We start from the raw sequence: 17,020 nt of genomic DNA on the forward strand, positions 1-17,020 counted from the left end.
GAACCGACGATAGCACCAAAGAGTTGATACGGATTTGCCGAGAGATTGGATCAAAAGGAAAATTTTTCAGGACGCGGGAAGGGATGGCTGGGTTGAAGGATTTGTCACAGATAATTGCCCGCCGTCCGGCTAAAGTCGCGCGCGTTTGAAGCTCCCCTTGCGAGACCCCGATGGCCGGACCTGTGCTCAAGCTGCTGCTCGCCCTGTTGCCGCTCGGCGCGTCGCTGCTGATGCTGGCGACGGTTCAATGAGGAAACGGGTCACGAGTTGATGACCCGCCGCACCATCTCGTAGATCCCCATCCGTCGCAGCCCGCCCTGAAGGGCGGAGCGCAACGGCGCCGGAATGGACAGCAGGCGCCGCGGCTCGATCCCCGCCCGGCGCGTCTTGTCGAAGGCCGCGCGGTCGTCGTAGGCGACCCGGCGCACGCTCACCGTCCTGCGGCCGGTGTCGAACAGCATCCAGGTCGCCCGCCGCTCCTCGCTCCGCGGCTCCCCCACCGTGCCGGGGTTGAGCAGATAGCAGGAGCCGCCGCGCAGGACGACCTCGCCCTCGGGATCGTGCTCCCACAACTCACCGTTGCGGTATTCGTGGATGCCGAGCCGGTGCGTGTGCCCATAGGCGCAGACACGCGCGCCGGAGGGGTGGGCGAGCAGGGCCTGCGCCGTGCGCCGCATCCGGTCCTCGCTGTTCAGCCGGACCAGTTCGCAGCCCCGGTCCACATGAAGCGCTCCATGGACGGCGACGAGATGCTCGCCGACATTGGTCTTCAGCGGCAGGGCGGACAGCCACGCGACGTCCTCCGGCGGCAGGCGCTTGCGCGTCCAGGCGATGGCCCGGATGGCGCGGACGCTGAAGCCATCGGTGGGAATCTGGCGGGTCACCGCGCGGTCGTGGTTGCCGGCGACGCAGACCGCCCCGGCCGCGCGCAGCAGCCTGATGCAGGGCGACGGGTCGGTGTTGTAGCCCACCACGTCGCCCAGGCAGACGACGCGCTCCACCCCGGCGCCGCGCATGTCGGCCAGCGTGGCCTCCAGCGCCTCGCGGTTGGCGTGGATGTCCGACAGGATACCGATCCTCATCGCCGCGGCACCCTCATTGCGCCTTCATCGCGCCGTCGGGCGCGTCGTGGTGCGAGCGCGACGGCAGGAAACGGGCGAGCTGGTTGTGAAGGAAGGGCATGGGGTCGTCGAGCGCGATGGCCTTGGCCTCGCAGCCCAGCACCCAGGGCAGCCACGCGGCCATCGACAGGCCGCTGTCCTTGGCGGCCAGCCGGTCCTTGGTGATGTGGCACCAGCGTGCCCCGGCCCGCGCCTTGCCCACCGCCGGGCGCGGCAGGCCGAGTTGGTCGGCATGGACCAGCGCCGGCAGGTTCACCCCGGCCACCGCCCCCAGATGGTGCCACAGGTTGAAGCGCGGGTTGACCTCCAGCAGGTGCAGCGCACCGTCCGGGGCGCGCTTGAAGTCGAACTTGGCGACGCCGCGCAGCCCCAGCCGTTCGGTCAGCGAGCGGCCCAGCGCCGCCACGTCCGGCGCGTCGGTGATGGTCAGGGCGGTGCTGTGCCCGTAGGCCAGCGGGTAGGTGCGGATCTTGGCCCCCGTGAACTCCCCGGCCACGCCGCCGCGCTCGTCGACATAGACGTGGTAGCTCTCGATCCGGGTCTCCGGACCGGGGATCATCTCCTGCACCAGCAGGTCCAGCCCGACCGCCGCCAGCCGCGGCCACAGGGCGCGCAGCTCGTCCGCGGAATCGACCTGGATGGCCTTGGCGAAGCCGTCCGCCTCGTCCCACACCCGGCGGCGGGTCAGCGGCTTGACGATCAGGGGAAAGCGCAGGTCCACCACGTCGGGCGCGGCCTCGCGGGTCGGATAAAGGCGGCGGGTCGCCGGGACGGGCAGGTTCAGCCGCTCGGCCAGCGCCTGGAAGCGGCCCTTGTCCACCAGATCCTCGACCAACTCGGCGTCGGCGATGGCGAAGCGGAACCCCTCGGCCAGCCGGTCACGGTTGCGCGAGACGAGCAGGAGCTGGGTGTCGTCCTGGAAATAGAGGACCGGCTTGTCCGGCTGGTCCTTGGCGAAGGCCAACATCACCTCGACCAGCCCGTCCGGGTTGTGCGCCGGGTCGTCCCACAGGATGGCGTCCCTGGTGAAGCGGGAGTGCAGGGCGGCGGCGCCGGGATGGGTGACCACGGCGCAGCGCAGCCCGGCCAGCCCGAGCGGGCGCACCATGTCCATGTCGCCCATCACGCAGGCCAAGGCGGAGTTGGCGGGGGCGGCTTTGGCGGCGGCGGGGGTGTTCTTCATTCTCGGCATCCTCCAACCGCCCCGTCGGCGGCCCTGCGGTTGCGTCTTCAGCGGTTCATCAGGGGAAGCGGGCTGCGGATCAGCCGCCTCATCCGGTCGGCCAAACCCGCCTTGACGCGGCGCAGGCGGGTGTCGAGCTGGCGGCTCAGCCGGTCGGGGCCGAGCGCGATCCAGTTCATCGGCTGTTCGGTGTTGGACAGCAGCGGCTTGTGCCCCGCCGGGGTGGACATGAAGTCGTAGCAGTCCTCGCCGCGGGCCAGCGTGTCCTCGATGGCCAGGACGTGGGCGACCAGACCGGGCTTCAGCCGGTTGTCGGCCTCGTAGGCGAAACCGCCCTGGTAGTTCATCACCCGCCCGCGATGGACGAAGTTGTAGAGATAGCCGATGACCGTGTCCCCGGCGCTGACCCGGCACAGCCGGACCGTCCCCGCCGGCACGCCGCCGGCGATCAGCCGCTCATGGAAGGGGCGGAAGGCCGGGTTGGAGAAGGCGCCGGACTGGCCGCGGGCGTTCCAACTCGCCTGATGCAGGATCTCCATGGCGTGGAAGTCCTCCAGCGCCTCGTCCGCCGTCGCGGCGACGCGGTAGGTCAGAGGGCCGCGCTCGGCATAGAGCCGCATGGCCCGGCGCACCGCGGCGCGGGTGTTCTTGCCGAGGCTGGCGAGGTAGCCCGCGCCCTGCCGCCGCACGCCCTCCAGGTCGACCCATTGGCAGCTGTCGGCGACCCGGACCTGCAGCGCATGGCCCTGTCGGGCCGCGGCCAGCCGCACGGCCGCTTCCGCCTGAGGCTCCAGCCCGCCCAGCACCAGCTCGTCCCAGTTGGTCAGGCGGCGCCCCAGCCAGTCGAAGCAGGCGGCCAGCACCGCGTCGGCGCAATTCCGGTCCGCGAGGATGCCGTTGTACTCCACGAACAGCCGGTCGAAGGTCCGCTCCCCGGTCTCGTGCAGCAGCCAGCAGCGCGTGCGCAGCAGGCCGAAGCGCCACTGCGTCCGCGGGCAGAGGAGCGCCAGCCCGACCACCTGCCCGCCGCGCCGCGCCACCAGGGCGTGGGGCCGCGTGCCATGGGGCAGGGAGGCCAGCCAGTTGCCGATCCACTGCCAGCTCAGGAAAAAGGATCCGTCGGCCCGCCGCTCCAGATCAATCCAAATCTTCTCAAATTTTCTGGGATATTCCAGAGGCTGCAAGGTGATGTCGATGGTGTCGCCGTCGTCCTCAACAAGAGTCCTCATGTCCATGGGCTCGGTCTTCCCGGGGAATGTTGACGAAGGGGCGGCTTCGAATGTCTACCTGCAGAAAATAGGATTGGATCGACATCTCGAAAACTTTGATATCATCCGATCTATCCTGTGCTCCGGCGTCTGCATCATGTACGGACGACTGTGACGAAAAACGCGGTGGCGGAAGGTGGGTTGCTGCGTCCCGGTGGGGGAACCCGTCCGGGTCATCCGGGGTATCGGGCGGTGATGCGGCTGCGAGAAGGGGATGTCCGTCTGCCCCTGGAAGCCCTTCCGCCCGATGCCATGGGCTGGGGGTCGGTCATTTGTTCCGTCCATTCGTTCTGGCCATTCGTCCAGGTCTTGCGGATGTCGGTTGTCCTTTTGGGCTTTCCTCTCCATCTCTTGATTCCATGGGTTAGGCATCGGAAAGGACCGGCCCCGTGACCACGCCCGAAGAAGCCCTGCCGTCGCGCCTGGAACGCGCCTGCGCCGAGCGGGGGTTGAAGATGACCGGCCAGCGCCGGATCATCGCCCGCGTCCTGTCGGAAGCCGCCGATCACCCTGATGTGGAGGAGGTCTACCGTCGCGCGGCGGCGATCGACGCCGGGATCAGCTTGGCGACCGTCTATCGCTCGATGCGGCTGTTTGAGGAAATCGGGATCATCCAGCGCCACGATTTCGGCGATGGGCGAGCTCGCTACGAGGAGGCGCGCGGCGACCACCACCATCACCTGATCGACATAGAGACCGGCGAGGTGGTGGAATTCCAGGACCCGGAGTTGGAGGCTGCCGTCACCCGCATCGCCCGCCATCTCGGCTTTGACATGATCGGGCAGCGGCTGGAGATCTTCGGGCGCCGCATCCAACGCAAAGGCCCGGAGACGGCCTGATGGCGGCGGAGCGGAGAACCGGGCCGGACCACGATCCGGCGGAGCGTTTCGCCGCCTGCGAGGCGGCGGTCTGCGGCTGTCGCCCGGTGGTGGAGCGGGCCTACCGCGAACTGGTCGATTGCGGGCGCCCCGACCGGCATGCGCTGGAGGCCGCCACGGTGGTTCTGCGCTGGCACCATCCGGAACTGGACGTGCCGCAGGCGCTTCAGATCGTCGAACGCTGGGTGATCGCTGGGGACCGGCTGCATTGATGCAGCATTGAACTTGCCTTGGCGAGCGGAGCGGTTCTAAAGGTCTGTTCCTTCCGCGATCCACAGGGCCATTCATGGACGCCGAAAACCGCCTGACCGAGTTGGAAACCCGTCTCGCCCATCACGAGCGCATGGCCGAGGAGATGTCCGCCGTCCTGTTCGAGCAGGGGCGGACCATCGACCTCATGACGGCGCAGATGCGCCGTCTGCGCGATCGGGTGGCGGAGCTGGAGTCCGGAATGCCTCGCGCGCCGCAGGACGAGCCGCCCCCTCCCCACTACTGATCATCCCGTGTGGACCGTCAGCGCATCTTCCAGCCGCCGCGCGGGCCGCACCAGCTGAGTTGCGGGCCGGCGGGCGGCTGGCGCGAGCAGTCGGCCTGGGCGCAGTTGCAGGCGGGAAACCGGCAGCGGTCGCCGTTCACGTCGGTGGCCTGCACGGCCAGTTCGTAACGCGTGCCCCGCATCAACTGCGCGCCGGCCGCGCTGTTGCGCTCGTAATGCTCGACGACGGCGAGCAGACGCAGCATGCGGGCCCGCTGTCCCTTGGTGTCGAGGCTCATCTTCCAAATCTCCCGCCATGGCCGTCCGAGTCGTGCTCCGATGGACATGAAACGGCAGAAACGGGCCAAGGCTCCAGCGTGCAACGGCCTTACCCACCGCTGGCCGGAGGCCCGCCGGACGCGGTTCCCCGCTTGGCAGGGGCTTGGCCGCGAGGCCTAGGACGCCGAGGTCTTCGTCGCCTCGGTGGCTATGCCCTGGCTCTCGGCGGGGGAGGGCGGCAGGTCGGGCGTCCAGCGGATGCCGCGGTTGCGGCCCGCGCGCTTGGCCTGATAGAGCGCTTGGTCGGCACGGCGCAGGGTTTCCGCCACGTCGGGCGAGTCCTCCGGCCACAGGGCGATGCCCAGGGAGCAGCCGACCCGCACCGCCTCGCCCTGGATGCTGACGGGTTCGTTCACCGCCTCGATGATGCGGCGGGCCAGCCCGTCCAGGTCCGGAGGTTCGGCGCCGGCGCGCTGGGGCAGCACCGCCGCGAACTCGTCGCCGCCCAGCCGGGCCACCACGTCGTCGCCCCGGAAGCAGGCGGCCAGGCGTTCCCCCACCTGACTCAGCACGAGGTCGCCCGCATCGTGGCCCAGCCGGTCGTTCACCGGCTTGAAGCCGTCCAGATCGATGTAGAGGAAGGCTGCGGAGCCGTTGCCGGCGGTCGTGGCCTCCACATACTGTTCAAAGTAGCGGCGATTCGGCAGGCCGGTCAGCCGGTCCTGATAGGCGATGTCCTCCAGCCGCACCAGGGCGGCGTCGCGGTGGGTCAGCCCGTCCACCAGATCGCGCAGCGTCGCCGACAGCGAGGTGATCTCGGCGCTGCCGCCCAGCACGGGCATTTCCGCCCCACGTTCGCCGCTGCGGATGCGCTCCGCCGCCTGGGCGATGCGGCGCAGCGGCCGGGTGACCCGCCCGGCGGCCAGCCAGCCGAGCGTGCTGAACAGCACCACCATGGCCCCGCCGGCCAGCACCGTCTCCGCCATCTGGGCAGCGGCCGGAGCGTAGGCGGTCTTCAGCGGTTGGCGGGCGACCACGCTCCAGCCCAGGCCCGGATAATTCAGGTGGCCGTCACCGTAGGCGTAGCCGGTCAAATAGCGCTGCCCGTCCGGCCAGCGTTCGACGATCCAGCCGCTCTCGTTCTTCTGCGCGCTCCGCACCGCCTCGATGTCGAGGGGAGTGCCGAGCAGCTCGCGGGGGCCGAGCAGCACCGTGCGGTCCGCCGCGACCACGATCAGTTCCAGCTCCGCGCGGCCCCGCATGGTGTCCATCAGGGAGCGGCGGATCTCGCGCGTCCATTCCCAGCTCAGATGCGTGGCCAGCACGCCGACGACCTCGCCCTGCCCGTTGTGCACGGGGGTGGAGATGTCGACGAACTTCATGGCCTCGCCCGTCGGGTTCGGCAGCAGGAAGGCCAGCATCACCGCGTCGTGCACGTCGCCGACGAACTGCGTTTTCTGTCCATTCTGGAAGACCGGGCGCTTGGAAATGTCCACGCCGTCCAGCAAGCCGCCGGTCGCGGCCAGGACCTTGCCCTTGGTGTCGGTCACGCCCATCCAGGAGACGGTCGGGAAGAACTCCTGGAACTGCTCCAGCAGCCAGCGCAGCCGGGCCGGATCGTCGATGGCGGGGGTGATGCCGAGCTTGGCCAGCATGCCGATCTCGCTGGCGCGCGACCACATGGAGCGGTCCAGCCGGTCGGCCATGTTGTGGGCGGCCTCCGCGAGCGAGTGTCCGATCTCGCTCTCGATCCGCTCGCGGGAACGCAGGCCGGTCAGTGCCGCCAGCACGACGGAGACGCCAAGGACCAGAACGGCGCCGGTCAGAGCCACCGTCGTCCGCAGACCGCGTTCCCTCGCCATGACGTCCGGCCACTCCCTTCAACACCCCGCCGCCGTTCCTCCAGGAAGACCGCATACGAAAGTTCTATCAAGTTCGGCCAGGTTTCAAAAGTGACATTGGCTGCGGACGAGGCATACCAGCGTATGAATTTGTGGGAAGGGCGGTCAGCGGGCCGGCCGGCTCCCAACGGCGGTGCGGCGGCAGTCGGACAGGATGTTGCCGACGGTGACACGCTCCCGCTCGTCCATGGTCAGCTCCCAGCGCGCCTTCACGGCGATCCAGCCCGCCACATAGGCGCAGATGTATTCCTCGCGCGGCGGCAGCCAGTCCTCCGGCCCCTTCGACCCCTTGGCGCGGTTGGCCGCCGCCGAGACGGTGACGAGGGTCAGCGGGTCGCTCAGGTCGTTGGCGTAGGCGGCGCGCTTCTCGCGCGGCCAGTCGTAGCCGCCGCTGGCGTAGGCTTCCTCCAGCGGCACGCGGTGGTCGATGTCCACCTGCTTCGGCTCGGTGAAAGTCTCGCCGGTGTAGGGGTCGTTCCACACGCCGGACTGCACGGAGCAGCCGTTGGCGGACAGCTTCGCCGGCTTCGCGGAATCACGGATCAGCACCTGTTCGCGCGTGTTCAGGCACTTGGCGTCGAGGGTCAGCCAGTGCGGCCACTCGTCCCGCACATAGCCGCGGCGGCGCTCCTCCTCCACCCGGATGCGGTCGAGCTGGGCGGCGACCGCGGCGTAGTCGATGCTGGCGTCCGGAACAGGGCGGGGGATAGGCCGTTGGCGCTGGGTCTCCTCCCCCCCGAAGATGGAATCCAGCGTGCCGGGCGGGACGAGGTGGAAGCGCTCCGCCGCATAGACCGCGGCCAGCACCAGCAGAACGGCGATCAGCCCGCCCAGCGTCAGCGGGCGGCCCTTCCGGCCGCCCCGCGGTGCTCCGCTTCTCCGTCGCGCCATGCCCTCGGTCCCTCAACCCTGTTCTTCGCCATACCTGGATATGGTTCCTGGGCTGTTCTATGGCGCTTTGGGGATGTGGTGCAACGGTGCGAGAGGAGTGGTTGTGTCGGGCAGCCCCGTCACGCCCACACCGGCTCCGGAAGGCTCTCCATCAGCAGGCCGGTGACCATCTCCACCCCGGCACCCCGCGCCGTGCTTCCGGTCAGCAGCGCCAGTTCCGTTTCCGGCAGCGCGGGCAAGCCGTCCGCCACGCCGAGGAAGCGGGCGCCGGTTGGCAGGGCGCTGTGGGGAAGCACGCTGACGCCCAGCCCGCCGGACACTGCGGCGCGCACCCCGGCGTGGTTGGGGCTGGAATAGGCCACCCGCCAGCGCCGCCCGGCGCGCTCCAGTTCATGCACCGCGCGGTTGCGGTAGACGCAGCCCTGCGGGAACAACACCAGTGGCAGCGGGTCTTCGCGGTGCAGGTCCTCCGCCACCGGCCCGACCCAACAGAGCGGCTCCCGCCAGGCGCGCAGCGCGCCGGGGCGGCCAGGTTCCTGCTTGACCAGGGCGATGTCGAGGTCGCCGCACTCCACGTCGGCGCGCAGCCGCACCGACAGGTCGCAGCGCACGTCCAGACGCAGCCGCCGGTTCGCCCGCGCGAAGTCGGCGAGCAGGCGGGGCAGCCGCTCCACCGCGTAATCCTCCGGCACACCCAGCCGCACCACCTCCGCCGCCGAGTGCCCGGACAGCACGGCGTTCGCCTCGTCGTTCAGCGCCAGGAGGCGGCGGGCGTAGCCGAGCAGCCGCTCGCCGTCGTCGGTCAGCGCGACGGCGCGGCTGTTGCGGTCGAGGAGCGGCAGCCCGACCTGCTCCTCCAGCCGGCGGATCTGCTGGCTGACCGTCGATTGCGTCTTGTGCACCCGCTCGCCGGCCCGGGTGAAGCCGCCGGCGTCCACCACGGAGACGAAGGTGCGCAGCAGGCCCAGATCCATCTCGCGCATCGGACTGACCATTCAGATTTCGAATGCAATGGATGATATCATCCAATTTCCAAATGGAAAGGCCCCGCGCCATCCTTTCTCCAACGCACAGCCTTCCGCATGGGAGAGGACCGGCCATGACGCACGCCGCTACGCATTCCTTGCCCCTGACCGACCCCCGGGCGGCGCCGCTCGCCCTGGTCGTGCCCTTCTGCCTCGCCTGGAGTTCGGCCTTCGCCGCCGGCAAGATCGGGCTGGCCGACTGCCCGCCGCTGCTGCTGCTGGCCTTCCGCTTCCTGATCGCCGGGGCGCTGTTGGCCGCCGTCGCGGCGTGGCGGGGCGAGTATCGGGGAATGGCCGGACGGACCCTCGGCTTGCTGGCGCTGCTCGGCCTGCTCAACCACGCGCTCTATCTGGGCTTGAGCTACAGCGGCATGACCTACGTGTCCTCCGGCCTGACGGCGCTGATCGTCAGTGCGAACCCGGTGCTGACCGCGGCGCTGGCCGCCCTGCTGCTCGGCGAGGCGATGAACCGGCGCAAGGCGCTGGGGCTGGCGCTGGGGGTGGCCGGGGTGGCGCTGGTGGTCCGCGGGCGGCTGGGCAGCGGGACGGACGCGCCGCTGGGCATGGCGCTGGCGGTCGGCGCGCTGGTGGCGCTGTCGGCGGGGACGCTGCTGTTCAAGCGGCTGGCGCCGCGGACGGGGCTGCTCGCCGGCACCGGGGTGCAGGTGCTGGCGGCGGGGCTGGCGCTGCTGCCCATCGGGCTGCTGATGGAGGACGCCGGGTCGATCCGGCTGACCGCCAGCTTCGCCGGGTCGCTGGTCTATCAGGCGCTGGTGGTGTCGATCGGCGGCTACCTGCTGTGGTTCCGCCTGCTGCAGCGGACGAGCGCCACGGAGGCCAGCGCCTATCACTTCCTGATGCCGCCTCTGGGCATGCTGTTCGGCTGGGCGCTGCTGGGCGAGACGGTGCAGCCCTGGGACCTGCTCGGCATCCTGCCGGTGGCGCTGGGCATTTGGCTGGTGACGCGGGGGTGAGGGCCGCGTCCTGGCAAAAAGGGATACGCCTTTCGCGGGGGATCAGGTTGCGCCCTGCGATTGTTACGTTTTCATGACGTCCCACTCTCCATCGTCCTGTTGTTGAGGCCCACACGCCGGGAGGCCCGCCATCACGACCGCTGCCGGCTCAATTGCCGCCGTCTCGCCCACCCTGGTCCTGATCGACATCCTCGGCGCCGTGGCGCTGCTGCTGTGGGCGCTGCGGCTGGTGCGGACGGGCGTCTTCCGGTGGGGCGGGGCGGCGGTTCGCCGCTGGGTCGGCTATGGCACGCGCAACCGGCTGGCCGCCTTCCTGGCCGGCGTCGCCGCCACCATCGCGGTGCAGAGCAGCACGGCGACGGCCCTGATGACCGCCTCGATGGCCGGGCAAGGGTTCATGACCACGTCCATGGCGCTGGCGGTGATGCTGGGCGCCGACGTCGGGACGAGCCTCGTCGCCCGGCTGCTCGCCATCGACCTGCACTGGCTGTCGCCCAGCCTGCTGCTGATGGGCGGGGCGCTGCACGCGCTGGGCGGCGAGCATCGCGGGCGGCGGGCGCTGGCCCGCATCCTGGTCGGCATCGGGCTGATGCTGCTGGCCCTGAAGCTGCTCGGTGCGGCCACCCTGCCGATCCGGGAATCGGCGCTGGTCCAGGCGATGTTGGAGGCGTTGGGCGGCGAACCGCTGTTCGCCCTGATCGTCGCGGCGGCGCTGACCGCGGCGGTGCATTCCAGCCTCGCCACGGTGATGCTGGCGGGGTCCCTGGCCGGGGCGGGGGTGATCGGGACCGAGACGGCGGCGGCGCTGGTCCTGGGCGCCAATCTGGGCGGCGCCGTCCCGGCGGTGCTGGCCACGTCGGCGGACGGGGCGGCGGCGCGGCGGGTGCCGCTGGGCAACCTGCTGGTCCGGGTGTGCGGGTCGCTTTTGGCTCTGCCGCTGGTGCCGATGGCGTCGTCGTTCCTGGCCGGGATGGCCCCGCTGACGGCGGTGGTCAGCGCGCATGTCGCCTTCAACGCGGCGCTGGCCCTGCTCTTCCTGCCGCTGGTGACGCCGCTCGCCCGGCTGACCGAACGGTTGCTGCCCGAACCGGAGGATGCGGGCGAGGACGCGGCGACGCCCCGGCATCTCGATGAATCGGCGTTGGAAACGCCCACCGTCGCCATCGCCGGTGCGGTGCGTGAGACCTTGCGGCTGGGCGATCTGGTGGAGGACATGCTGTGCCGCAGCCTGACCGCCCTGCGCCAGAACGACGAGCGCCCGATCGCCGAGGTCAGCCGCGCCGACGACCGGGTGGACCGGCTGCACACCGCCATCAAGCTCTACCTCGCCAAGCTGGGGCGCCGCCATCTCGACGCCGAGGAGACCCGGCGGGTCGACGACCTCATGGCCTTCGCCATCAACCTGGAGCACATCGGCGACATCATCGACAAGAGCCTGATGGAACTCGCCGCCAAGCGGATCCGCCACCACCTGCATTTCGCGCCGGAGGATTTCCGGGAGGTGGAGGAGCTGCACCGCCGCACGGTGGAGAACCTGCGCACGGCACTCGGCATCCTGATCGGCGAGGACCGGCGGCTGGCCCGGCAACTCGTCGCCGGCAAGGACGCGGTGCGGGCGCTGGAGCGCACCGCCACCGCCCGCCACCTCGACCGCGTGCGCCGCGGCGACGCCGCCAGCATCGAAACCAGTGCCCTGGTGCTGGACATCCTGCGCGACCTGAAACGCATCAACGCCCATGTCGCCGCGGTCGCCTTGCCGATCCTCGATCAGGTGGGGGAACTCCGCGAAAGCCGCCTGAAGGTCGTCGGGCTGCCCCGGCTGGAAAGCCGGGACGTCTAAGGAGAGGGCTGCGGGTTTACCGCGGCATCTCCCCGGTCAGGGTGGCGCTCAGCCCTTGCAGCAGGCCGAACCGGCAACCCTCGCCGAAGGTGGCGCGCAGCCGGGCCGGGTCGCCGATCGACACGCGGATGTCGCCCGCCCGCGCCGGCTGATGCAGGCGGCGCACCCGGCTGGCGCACAGCTCCTGCAAGACCTCAAGCAGCATCAGGAGCGAGGTCGGCCGGCCGGTGCACAGGTTGAAGACCTCTGCCCCCCGGGATTGGCGCTCCATCGCCTTGATCTCCATCGCATTTACGAGGAAGCGCACGACGTCGCCGACGAACACGAAGTCGCGCACCTGCTCGCCGTCGCCGAAGATCGTCACATCCTCGCCCTGCGCCACACGACGGGCGAAGATCGAGATCACCCCGGAATAGGGGGAGGACGGGTCCTGCCGCGGCCCGTAGACGTTGAAGAAGCGGAAGCCCGTTGTCGGCACCCCATGGATGGCCCAAGCGACGTTGGCGTGCAGTTCGCAGCCCAGCTTGTCCACGCCATAGGCGGACAGCGGGCGCGTCGCGGCGTCCTCGCGCAACGGGGTGGCCGTGTTGTCGCCATAGACCGCGGCGGAGGAGGCGTAGACCACCGGCACCGGGTTGCCGTTGCGGGCGCTGCGCGCCGCCTCGAAGACGGTGACGGTGCCCGACAGGTTGGTGCGGTGGGTTTCCGCCCACAATTCGCGCGAGCGCTGGACGGAGGCGACGGCGGCCAAGTGGAACACGCCGTCCACCCCCTGAATCGCCTGATGGACCGCGTCCGGATCGGCGACGTCGCCGACCACCAGCTTCGCCAGAAGCGGCTTGTTCTCCAGCCGGCCGGTGCTCATGTCGTCCAGGATGGTGACCCGGTGCCCGTCGCCGATCAGCCGGTCGGCCAGATGCGATCCGATGAATCCGCAGCCGCCGGTCACGAGAAAATGGGCCATCCGCCGTCCTTTCCACCATCGCAATGCATGGTCTCATAGTGGCGAGGGGGGGCGGAGCGAACCAGCCCATCTTAGGGGTAGTGGAGGGTGCAAGGGGTGCGCCGTTCCTGGCCGTTCGGGGTGGCGCCTCCCGAATCGGCGCCGATTCAAGGGCTTTTCCCGGCACCCCTGCGGCGGGCAGGCGGGACCGAAGGTTCAACAGCCTTATCCACCATCTTATGCACCATTTTGTGGATAACTTCGGTCAAGGGGACCGATGGCCGCCGGAGAGCGGTGGAGGTGCTGCCGTGTGTCCGGAGCAACAGCGTGAGGACATGGCTCCGCTGGCAACCGGCCTCCTTTTTAGCCGGCCCCCTTTTCAGCTGGCCTCCGACTCCCCCGTCGTGGACAGCAGGCGGGCCACGGCCTTGCGCAGCTCCTCGTTCAGGAAGGGCTTGTAGAGCACGGCGTCCGCCGCGAACATCTCGGCCATCTTCAGGGCGTAACCGGCGGGCAGGTTCGGCGCCCCTCCGGACATGGCGAGCACCTTGCCGCCGGGGTTGCGGGTGCGCGCGGCCTTGATGACCTCCACCCCGTCGGCCTCGGGCATCAGCACATCGGTGACGATCAGGTCGAAGACCGCGCCGCCGTCCAGCAGACCGATGGCGACGCGTCCGTTTTCCGCCTCGACGACCTCGTGGCCGGCCTGTTCGATCACTTCGGTGACCGCCAGCCGCACGGCGGCCGAATCCTCAACGACCAGCACCTTCGCCATGAACCAGCATCCCATGTGTCGTTTGGCCCGGTCCGCCGGTCGGGGCGGTGGGCAGGTCGATGATGAAGGACGTTCCGCGTCCGGGAGCGCTTTCGACCAGAATGTCGCCGCCCCCGTTCCTAACGATACCATATACCACCGAAAGCCCAAGCCCCGTCCCTTTCCCGACCGGTTTGGTGGTGAAGAAGGGGTCGAACACGCGCTGGCGCGTCGCCTCGTCCATCCCGGTCCCGGTGTCGGCGACGGTCAGCCGCACGTAGTCGCCTTCGCCGAGCTGGCGACGGGACGCCTCCCGTTCCCTCAGGCTCAGGGAATGGGCGCCGATCGTCAGGGTGCCGCCCTGCGGCATGGCATCGCGGGCGTTCTGGATCAGGTTGAGAAGGATCTGGGTCAGTTCGGTCGCGGTGATCGTCACCGCCTTCAGGTCGGGCTCCAGCCGCGTGCGTGCCTCGACGGACACCGGCATCGAGGGGGCGGCGAGTTCCAAGGCGGAATGCACGGCCTCCTCCAGGTTGCCCGGCGGCGACTCGGCCACCTCGACGCGGGCGAACTGGAGAACGTCGCGCATGATTGTGCGTGCTTTCACCCCGCTGTCGTGGATGGCGTTCAGATAGGCGTGGAGCTTGCGGTCCTCCCCGACCCGGCCGCGGGCCAACTCGGACAAGCTGATGACCGGTTGCAACAGGTTGTTGATCTCGTGGGCAAGGCCGCCAACGAGGCTGCCGAGCGCCGCCATGGTCTGCTTCTGCCGCGCCGCTTCTGCCGACTGGCGCCGCGCGCTGATGTCGCTGGTGGTGCCGCGGTAGCCGAGGAAGGTGCCGTTGCCGTCATAGCGCGGCGTGCCGCTGACCATCACCCAGCGCGCGCTTCCCCCCGGCGAGGCCAGCGGGAAAGACAGGCGGCGGAAGGGCTCCCTTCGGTGCAAGGCCTCGGCCAGGGCGGGGAAATCCTCTTCCGGACGGTTGCGGTCCAGAAGATCCGCGTGGGTGAAGCCCAGGAGCTCCGCCCCGCCGCGCCCGGTGGATTCCTGTGCCCGCGGCGACAGGGCGGTGAAGCGCCCGCGCTCGTCGGTTTCCCAGAACCAGTCGTTGGAGCATTCCAGAAGCGCCCGCCAACGCGCCTCGCTCTCGCGCAACTCGGCGGTGCGGGTGGCGATCAGCGATTCGAGCCCGCTCAGATGATCGCGCAGGGCCTCCTCGCTGCGGCGCATCCGGTAGAAGGCGAGGTCGTAGGGGTTTTGCAGGGCGGTGACGATGATCGCCCGGTACAGCAGGTAGAAGGACAGGATCTTGATGAAATGACCCAGCGCGTTCATCGCCCCGTGGGGGTCGGTGTAGAGCGTGAAGATCAGCTCCTGCGGGGCCAGCAGAGCAATGCCGGCGAAGGTCAGGCCGAACACCCTGGGCTCGAACTGCCGACGCTTGCGGCCCAGCAGCAGGCAGGCGACGACCGCCGCGGCGCTGAACGTGTATTCGGCGCCCACCTTGAAGGAGGTCAGCCCAACGCCCGGAACGAAGCCGTCCGGCATGATTGCGAAGGTGAAGATCGACAGCAGGGCGCAGGCCACGGCCGCGGCCTGGATCAGCAGCACGTCGCCCGCGCGCAGCCGCCTCTCGATCAGCAACGGCGCGGCCAGGAAAACCATGGCCTGAAGGCCGCGGGCGGCAATCCAGAGCTGGGTGGACTGATTGGAATTGGCCTCGCCGATGACGTTCATGCCGGGAAAGGCAATGGCGTGCAGCAGGTCCAGCAACGCGATGCCGGGCATGGACAGGCCGACGAAGGCGAGGAAGGGCGATTGGTTGGTGTCGCGCGTGTTCCAGGCAATCGTGAAGATCGTCATGGAGATGGCGACGGCGAACAGCTCAGCGCAGAGGTGGAACAGCAGGTAGTTGTAGAGCATCACCGTGCCCAGAACCGCCATGAGGATCAGAAGGGCGGCAAGGCCGGACAGGAAGGGACGGTCCCGGAGCCAGCGGGCGAGGGTCGGTCTGATGGCGGACGGCTGGATCCCGCTCATGAACGGTCGGCTCCGCGGTGGACGGGAGGGGCGGCCTAGGGGCCCCGGTCAGCCGACCGTGGCTATGCCGCTGGACCGATCAACACACCAAATCCCGTCGCGGAGCAAGCCGGACGTTGCGTCGTTCAATCGGACGCGGCAATTCCTCACAGACGAGGAGCGAAGACCGTCCTGTTGTCGGCATGCGCGCGGTTCAGCGGAATGCCGCCGGGGGCTCAGCCTTCCTTGGCGGGCCGGGCCGGAGGCAGGTCGAAGGGCGTGCTGACGAAGGGATCGCCGCGGCCATGGCCGGCGCGGTCGTGACCTTTCTCGGTCGCCGCCTTGCGGTAATAGCCGACGATGAACACACGGACCGCGTTGGCGAGCGACACGGCAACCCCGCGCGACCGCCGGGACTGCGAATCGAGGCGATCCTTGAGGTCGCTGCACAGCTCGTCCACGGTCAGGTCTTCCCGGTGGCAGATGTCGTCCAACGCTTCCCAATAGGAGGGTTCCAGACGAAGCTGCGTCGGACGCCCGAACAGCTTGACGGTGCGCGCCACCAGCGGGATGGCGCTCAGCGGCGATGGAGCGTTGGACGCCTGCGAATCCTGACCCGACATAGCCCTGTATTCCTTGAATGTCAGCCGTGTTTGAAGCCACGAGCCAATATAGCGCGATTGAAAAAATTTGCGACGATAAAACTCCTCAGACGTGCAGGGCAGCCTTACGGCACGTCACCCGACTCTCCCGCCATGTCCTTCAGCATGTACAGATTGGTGACGACGATAAAACCTTTGTTATAGGTAATAGCCTCGGAGTTGCGCAGTGCACGCAGACTTTTGTTCACCATCTCCCGGGTGACACCCAGCATTGCCGCCAGGGCTTCTTGTGACACGGGCTGGTTGATCCGCAAGCCGGCGGGCGTCTTCTGCCCATAAGTATCGCAGAGCAACAGGATACGCCGGGCCAGCCGGCGCGGCACGTCGTGAAAGACCGCATCCTCGATGTTCTCCGACACCCAGCGCAACCGTTCGCACAGCACGCCCATCATCCGGATGCACAGGGAGGGGTGCCGTTCCAGGAAGGAGATGAATTCCGGACGGTCGATGCGGAACAGTTCCGCCGGGCGCAGCGCGGTCGCCCCGGCGGTGCGGTCCTTCCCGTCGATCAGCGCGATCTCCCCCAGCACGTCGCCGGGGTTCAGGATGTTGAGCAGCATCGTCTTGCCGTCCTCGGACGAGGTCGAGACGGCGATCTGCCCCTTCATGATGGCGTACAGGCAATCACCGGGATCGCCCTTGCTGAAGACGGTCTGGTTTTCGCTGAACCGTGACACCCGGCCCAGCGCGACCAGCTCCTGCATCCGGGCGTCGTCGAGAACCCCCAACATTCGGTTGCGCCGCAGGATGCCGGCGACGTCCTTCAGTAAGGCCATGGCGTTCGCGGTCCCGGTTGAGTGCCGTCG

The 17,020-nt window shown here is 69.1% G+C and carries 17 protein-coding genes; 5 read left to right on the top strand and 12 right to left on the bottom strand.

Features of this window, described 5'->3' with window-relative positions; all coding sequences use genetic code 11:
* Positions 1-260 precede the first annotated feature (260 nt).
* The 3 genes from AC1DVI_RS27775 to AC1DVI_RS27785 are packed head-to-tail and all read right to left on the bottom strand — an operon-like array spanning position 261 to position 3,533.
* Entirely contained in the window at positions 261-1,082 is an 822-nt protein-coding gene (locus tag AC1DVI_RS27775; protein WP_476960721.1) for a metallophosphoesterase family protein, read from the bottom strand.
* 13 nt (positions 1,083-1,095) lie between these two features.
* Complete coding sequence (locus AC1DVI_RS27780; RefSeq protein WP_476960722.1) at positions 1,096-2,304, bottom strand: carboxylate--amine ligase; 1,209 nt, start codon at positions 2,302-2,304, stop codon at positions 1,096-1,098.
* 47 nt (positions 2,305-2,351) lie between these two features.
* On the bottom strand, positions 2,352-3,533 hold the full coding sequence (locus AC1DVI_RS27785; RefSeq protein ID WP_476960723.1) for a GNAT family N-acetyltransferase: 1,182 nt from the start codon (positions 3,531-3,533) through the stop codon (positions 2,352-2,354).
* A 449-nt stretch (positions 3,534-3,982) separates the two neighbouring features.
* Here AC1DVI_RS27785 and AC1DVI_RS27790 point away from each other — a divergent pair, with 449 nt between their 5' ends.
* The 3 genes from AC1DVI_RS27790 (at position 3,983) to AC1DVI_RS27800 (ending at position 4,946) form a co-directional block, all read left to right on the top strand.
* Entirely contained in the window at positions 3,983-4,411 is a 429-nt protein-coding gene (locus AC1DVI_RS27790) for a Fur family transcriptional regulator (RefSeq protein WP_035677391.1), read from the top strand.
* Positions 4,411-4,662 carry a hypothetical protein gene (locus tag AC1DVI_RS27795; RefSeq protein ID WP_149167571.1) on the top strand — a complete coding sequence of 84 codons (252 nt, stop codon included), beginning with the start codon at positions 4,411-4,413 and terminating at the stop codon, positions 4,660-4,662. Before AC1DVI_RS27790 ends, AC1DVI_RS27795 begins: the two co-directional genes overlap by 1 nt.
* A 74-nt stretch (positions 4,663-4,736) precedes the next feature.
* Positions 4,737-4,946 carry a SlyX family protein gene (locus AC1DVI_RS27800; RefSeq protein WP_476960724.1) on the top strand — a complete coding sequence of 70 codons (210 nt, stop codon included), beginning with the start codon at positions 4,737-4,739 and terminating at the stop codon, positions 4,944-4,946.
* Between the two features lie 17 nt (positions 4,947-4,963).
* Here the strand turns inward: AC1DVI_RS27800 and AC1DVI_RS27805 are convergent, their stop codons facing one another.
* The 4 genes from AC1DVI_RS27805 to AC1DVI_RS27820 all read right to left on the bottom strand — a co-directional run bounded on the left by AC1DVI_RS27805 (position 4,964) and on the right by AC1DVI_RS27820 (position 8,991).
* Positions 4,964-5,224 (bottom strand): hypothetical protein, encoded by a 261-nt coding sequence (locus AC1DVI_RS27805; protein WP_149167569.1) that lies wholly within the window; start codon positions 5,222-5,224, stop codon positions 4,964-4,966.
* A 156-nt stretch (positions 5,225-5,380) separates the two neighbouring features.
* A complete protein-coding gene (locus tag AC1DVI_RS27810) occupies positions 5,381-7,066 on the bottom strand; it encodes a diguanylate cyclase domain-containing protein (protein WP_476960725.1) in 1,686 nt (561 codons plus the stop codon).
* A 144-nt stretch (positions 7,067-7,210) separates the two neighbouring features.
* Positions 7,211-7,996, bottom strand: a complete 786-nt coding sequence (locus AC1DVI_RS27815; protein ID WP_476960726.1) for an HNH endonuclease family protein — start codon at positions 7,994-7,996, stop codon at positions 7,211-7,213.
* Positions 7,997-8,115: 119 nt separating this feature from the next.
* Positions 8,116-8,991 carry a LysR substrate-binding domain-containing protein gene (locus AC1DVI_RS27820; RefSeq protein ID WP_476960727.1) on the bottom strand — a complete coding sequence of 292 codons (876 nt, stop codon included), beginning with the start codon at positions 8,989-8,991 and terminating at the stop codon, positions 8,116-8,118.
* A gap of 104 nt (positions 8,992-9,095) precedes the next feature.
* Between AC1DVI_RS27820 and AC1DVI_RS27825 the strand changes: the two genes are divergently transcribed.
* Both AC1DVI_RS27825 and AC1DVI_RS27830 read left to right on the top strand, forming a co-directional pair.
* Positions 9,096-9,995, top strand: a complete 900-nt coding sequence (locus tag AC1DVI_RS27825; protein ID WP_476960728.1) for a DMT family transporter — start codon at positions 9,096-9,098, stop codon at positions 9,993-9,995.
* 181 nt (positions 9,996-10,176) lie between these two features.
* A complete protein-coding gene (locus AC1DVI_RS27830) occupies positions 10,177-11,835 on the top strand; it encodes a Na/Pi cotransporter family protein (RefSeq protein ID WP_476960747.1) in 1,659 nt (552 codons plus the stop codon).
* Positions 11,836-11,851: 16 nt separating this feature from the next.
* Here the strand turns inward: AC1DVI_RS27830 and AC1DVI_RS27835 are convergent, their stop codons facing one another.
* The 5 genes from AC1DVI_RS27835 to AC1DVI_RS27855 form a co-directional block, all read right to left on the bottom strand.
* Positions 11,852-12,799, bottom strand: coding sequence for an NAD-dependent epimerase/dehydratase family protein (locus AC1DVI_RS27835; RefSeq protein WP_476960729.1), 948 nt, complete (start codon positions 12,797-12,799; stop codon positions 11,852-11,854).
* Positions 12,800-13,157: 358 nt separating this feature from the next.
* On the bottom strand, positions 13,158-13,553 hold the full coding sequence (locus tag AC1DVI_RS27840; protein ID WP_476960730.1) for a response regulator: 396 nt from the start codon (positions 13,551-13,553) through the stop codon (positions 13,158-13,160).
* Entirely contained in the window at positions 13,531-15,573 is a 2,043-nt protein-coding gene (locus tag AC1DVI_RS27845; protein ID WP_476960731.1) for an MASE3 domain-containing protein, read from the bottom strand. Before AC1DVI_RS27845 ends, AC1DVI_RS27840 begins: the two co-directional genes overlap by 23 nt.
* Positions 15,574-15,788: 215 nt before the next feature.
* The gene (locus AC1DVI_RS27850; RefSeq protein ID WP_476960732.1) at positions 15,789-16,175 is read right to left on the bottom strand and encodes a ribbon-helix-helix domain-containing protein; all 387 of its coding nucleotides are present in this window, start codon (positions 16,173-16,175) and stop codon (positions 15,789-15,791) included.
* Between the two features lie 104 nt (positions 16,176-16,279).
* Positions 16,280-16,990, bottom strand: a complete 711-nt coding sequence (locus AC1DVI_RS27855; protein WP_149167559.1) for a Crp/Fnr family transcriptional regulator — start codon at positions 16,988-16,990, stop codon at positions 16,280-16,282.
* Between the last annotated feature and the right edge of the window lie 30 nt (positions 16,991-17,020).

It is taken from the genome of Azospirillum sp. P4_B5 (genome assembly GCF_056402275.1).

What these genes read in the sequence shown, in the direction of transcription:
- AC1DVI_RS27775 (WP_476960721.1), bottom strand. Translation starts at nt 1,082, where the DNA reads ATGAGGATCGGTATCCTGTCGGACATCCACGCCAACCGCGAGGCGCTG.
- AC1DVI_RS27825 (WP_476960728.1), top strand. Translation starts at nt 9,096, where the DNA reads ATGACGCACGCCGCTACGCATTCCTTGCCCCTGACCGACCCCCGGGCG.
- AC1DVI_RS27780 (WP_476960722.1), bottom strand. Translation starts at nt 2,304, where the DNA reads ATGAAGAACACCCCCGCCGCCGCCAAAGCCGCCCCCGCCAACTCCGCC.
- AC1DVI_RS27850 (WP_476960732.1), bottom strand. Translation starts at nt 16,175, where the DNA reads ATGTCGGGTCAGGATTCGCAGGCGTCCAACGCTCCATCGCCGCTGAGC.
- AC1DVI_RS27820 (WP_476960727.1), bottom strand. Translation starts at nt 8,991, where the DNA reads ATGGTCAGTCCGATGCGCGAGATGGATCTGGGCCTGCTGCGCACCTTC.
- AC1DVI_RS27840 (WP_476960730.1), bottom strand. Translation starts at nt 13,553, where the DNA reads ATGGCGAAGGTGCTGGTCGTTGAGGATTCGGCCGCCGTGCGGCTGGCG.
- AC1DVI_RS27795 (WP_149167571.1), top strand. Translation starts at nt 4,411, where the DNA reads ATGGCGGCGGAGCGGAGAACCGGGCCGGACCACGATCCGGCGGAGCGT.
- AC1DVI_RS27800 (WP_476960724.1), top strand. Translation starts at nt 4,737, where the DNA reads ATGGACGCCGAAAACCGCCTGACCGAGTTGGAAACCCGTCTCGCCCAT.
- AC1DVI_RS27835 (WP_476960729.1), bottom strand. Translation starts at nt 12,799, where the DNA reads ATGGCCCATTTTCTCGTGACCGGCGGCTGCGGATTCATCGGATCGCAT.
- AC1DVI_RS27805 (WP_149167569.1), bottom strand. Translation starts at nt 5,224, where the DNA reads ATGAGCCTCGACACCAAGGGACAGCGGGCCCGCATGCTGCGTCTGCTC.
- AC1DVI_RS27855 (WP_149167559.1), bottom strand. Translation starts at nt 16,990, where the DNA reads ATGGCCTTACTGAAGGACGTCGCCGGCATCCTGCGGCGCAACCGAATG.
- AC1DVI_RS27810 (WP_476960725.1), bottom strand. Translation starts at nt 7,066, where the DNA reads ATGGCGAGGGAACGCGGTCTGCGGACGACGGTGGCTCTGACCGGCGCC.
- AC1DVI_RS27785 (WP_476960723.1), bottom strand. Translation starts at nt 3,533, where the DNA reads ATGAGGACTCTTGTTGAGGACGACGGCGACACCATCGACATCACCTTG.
- AC1DVI_RS27845 (WP_476960731.1), bottom strand. Translation starts at nt 15,573, where the DNA reads ATGAGCGGGATCCAGCCGTCCGCCATCAGACCGACCCTCGCCCGCTGG.
- AC1DVI_RS27815 (WP_476960726.1), bottom strand. Translation starts at nt 7,996, where the DNA reads ATGGCGCGACGGAGAAGCGGAGCACCGCGGGGCGGCCGGAAGGGCCGC.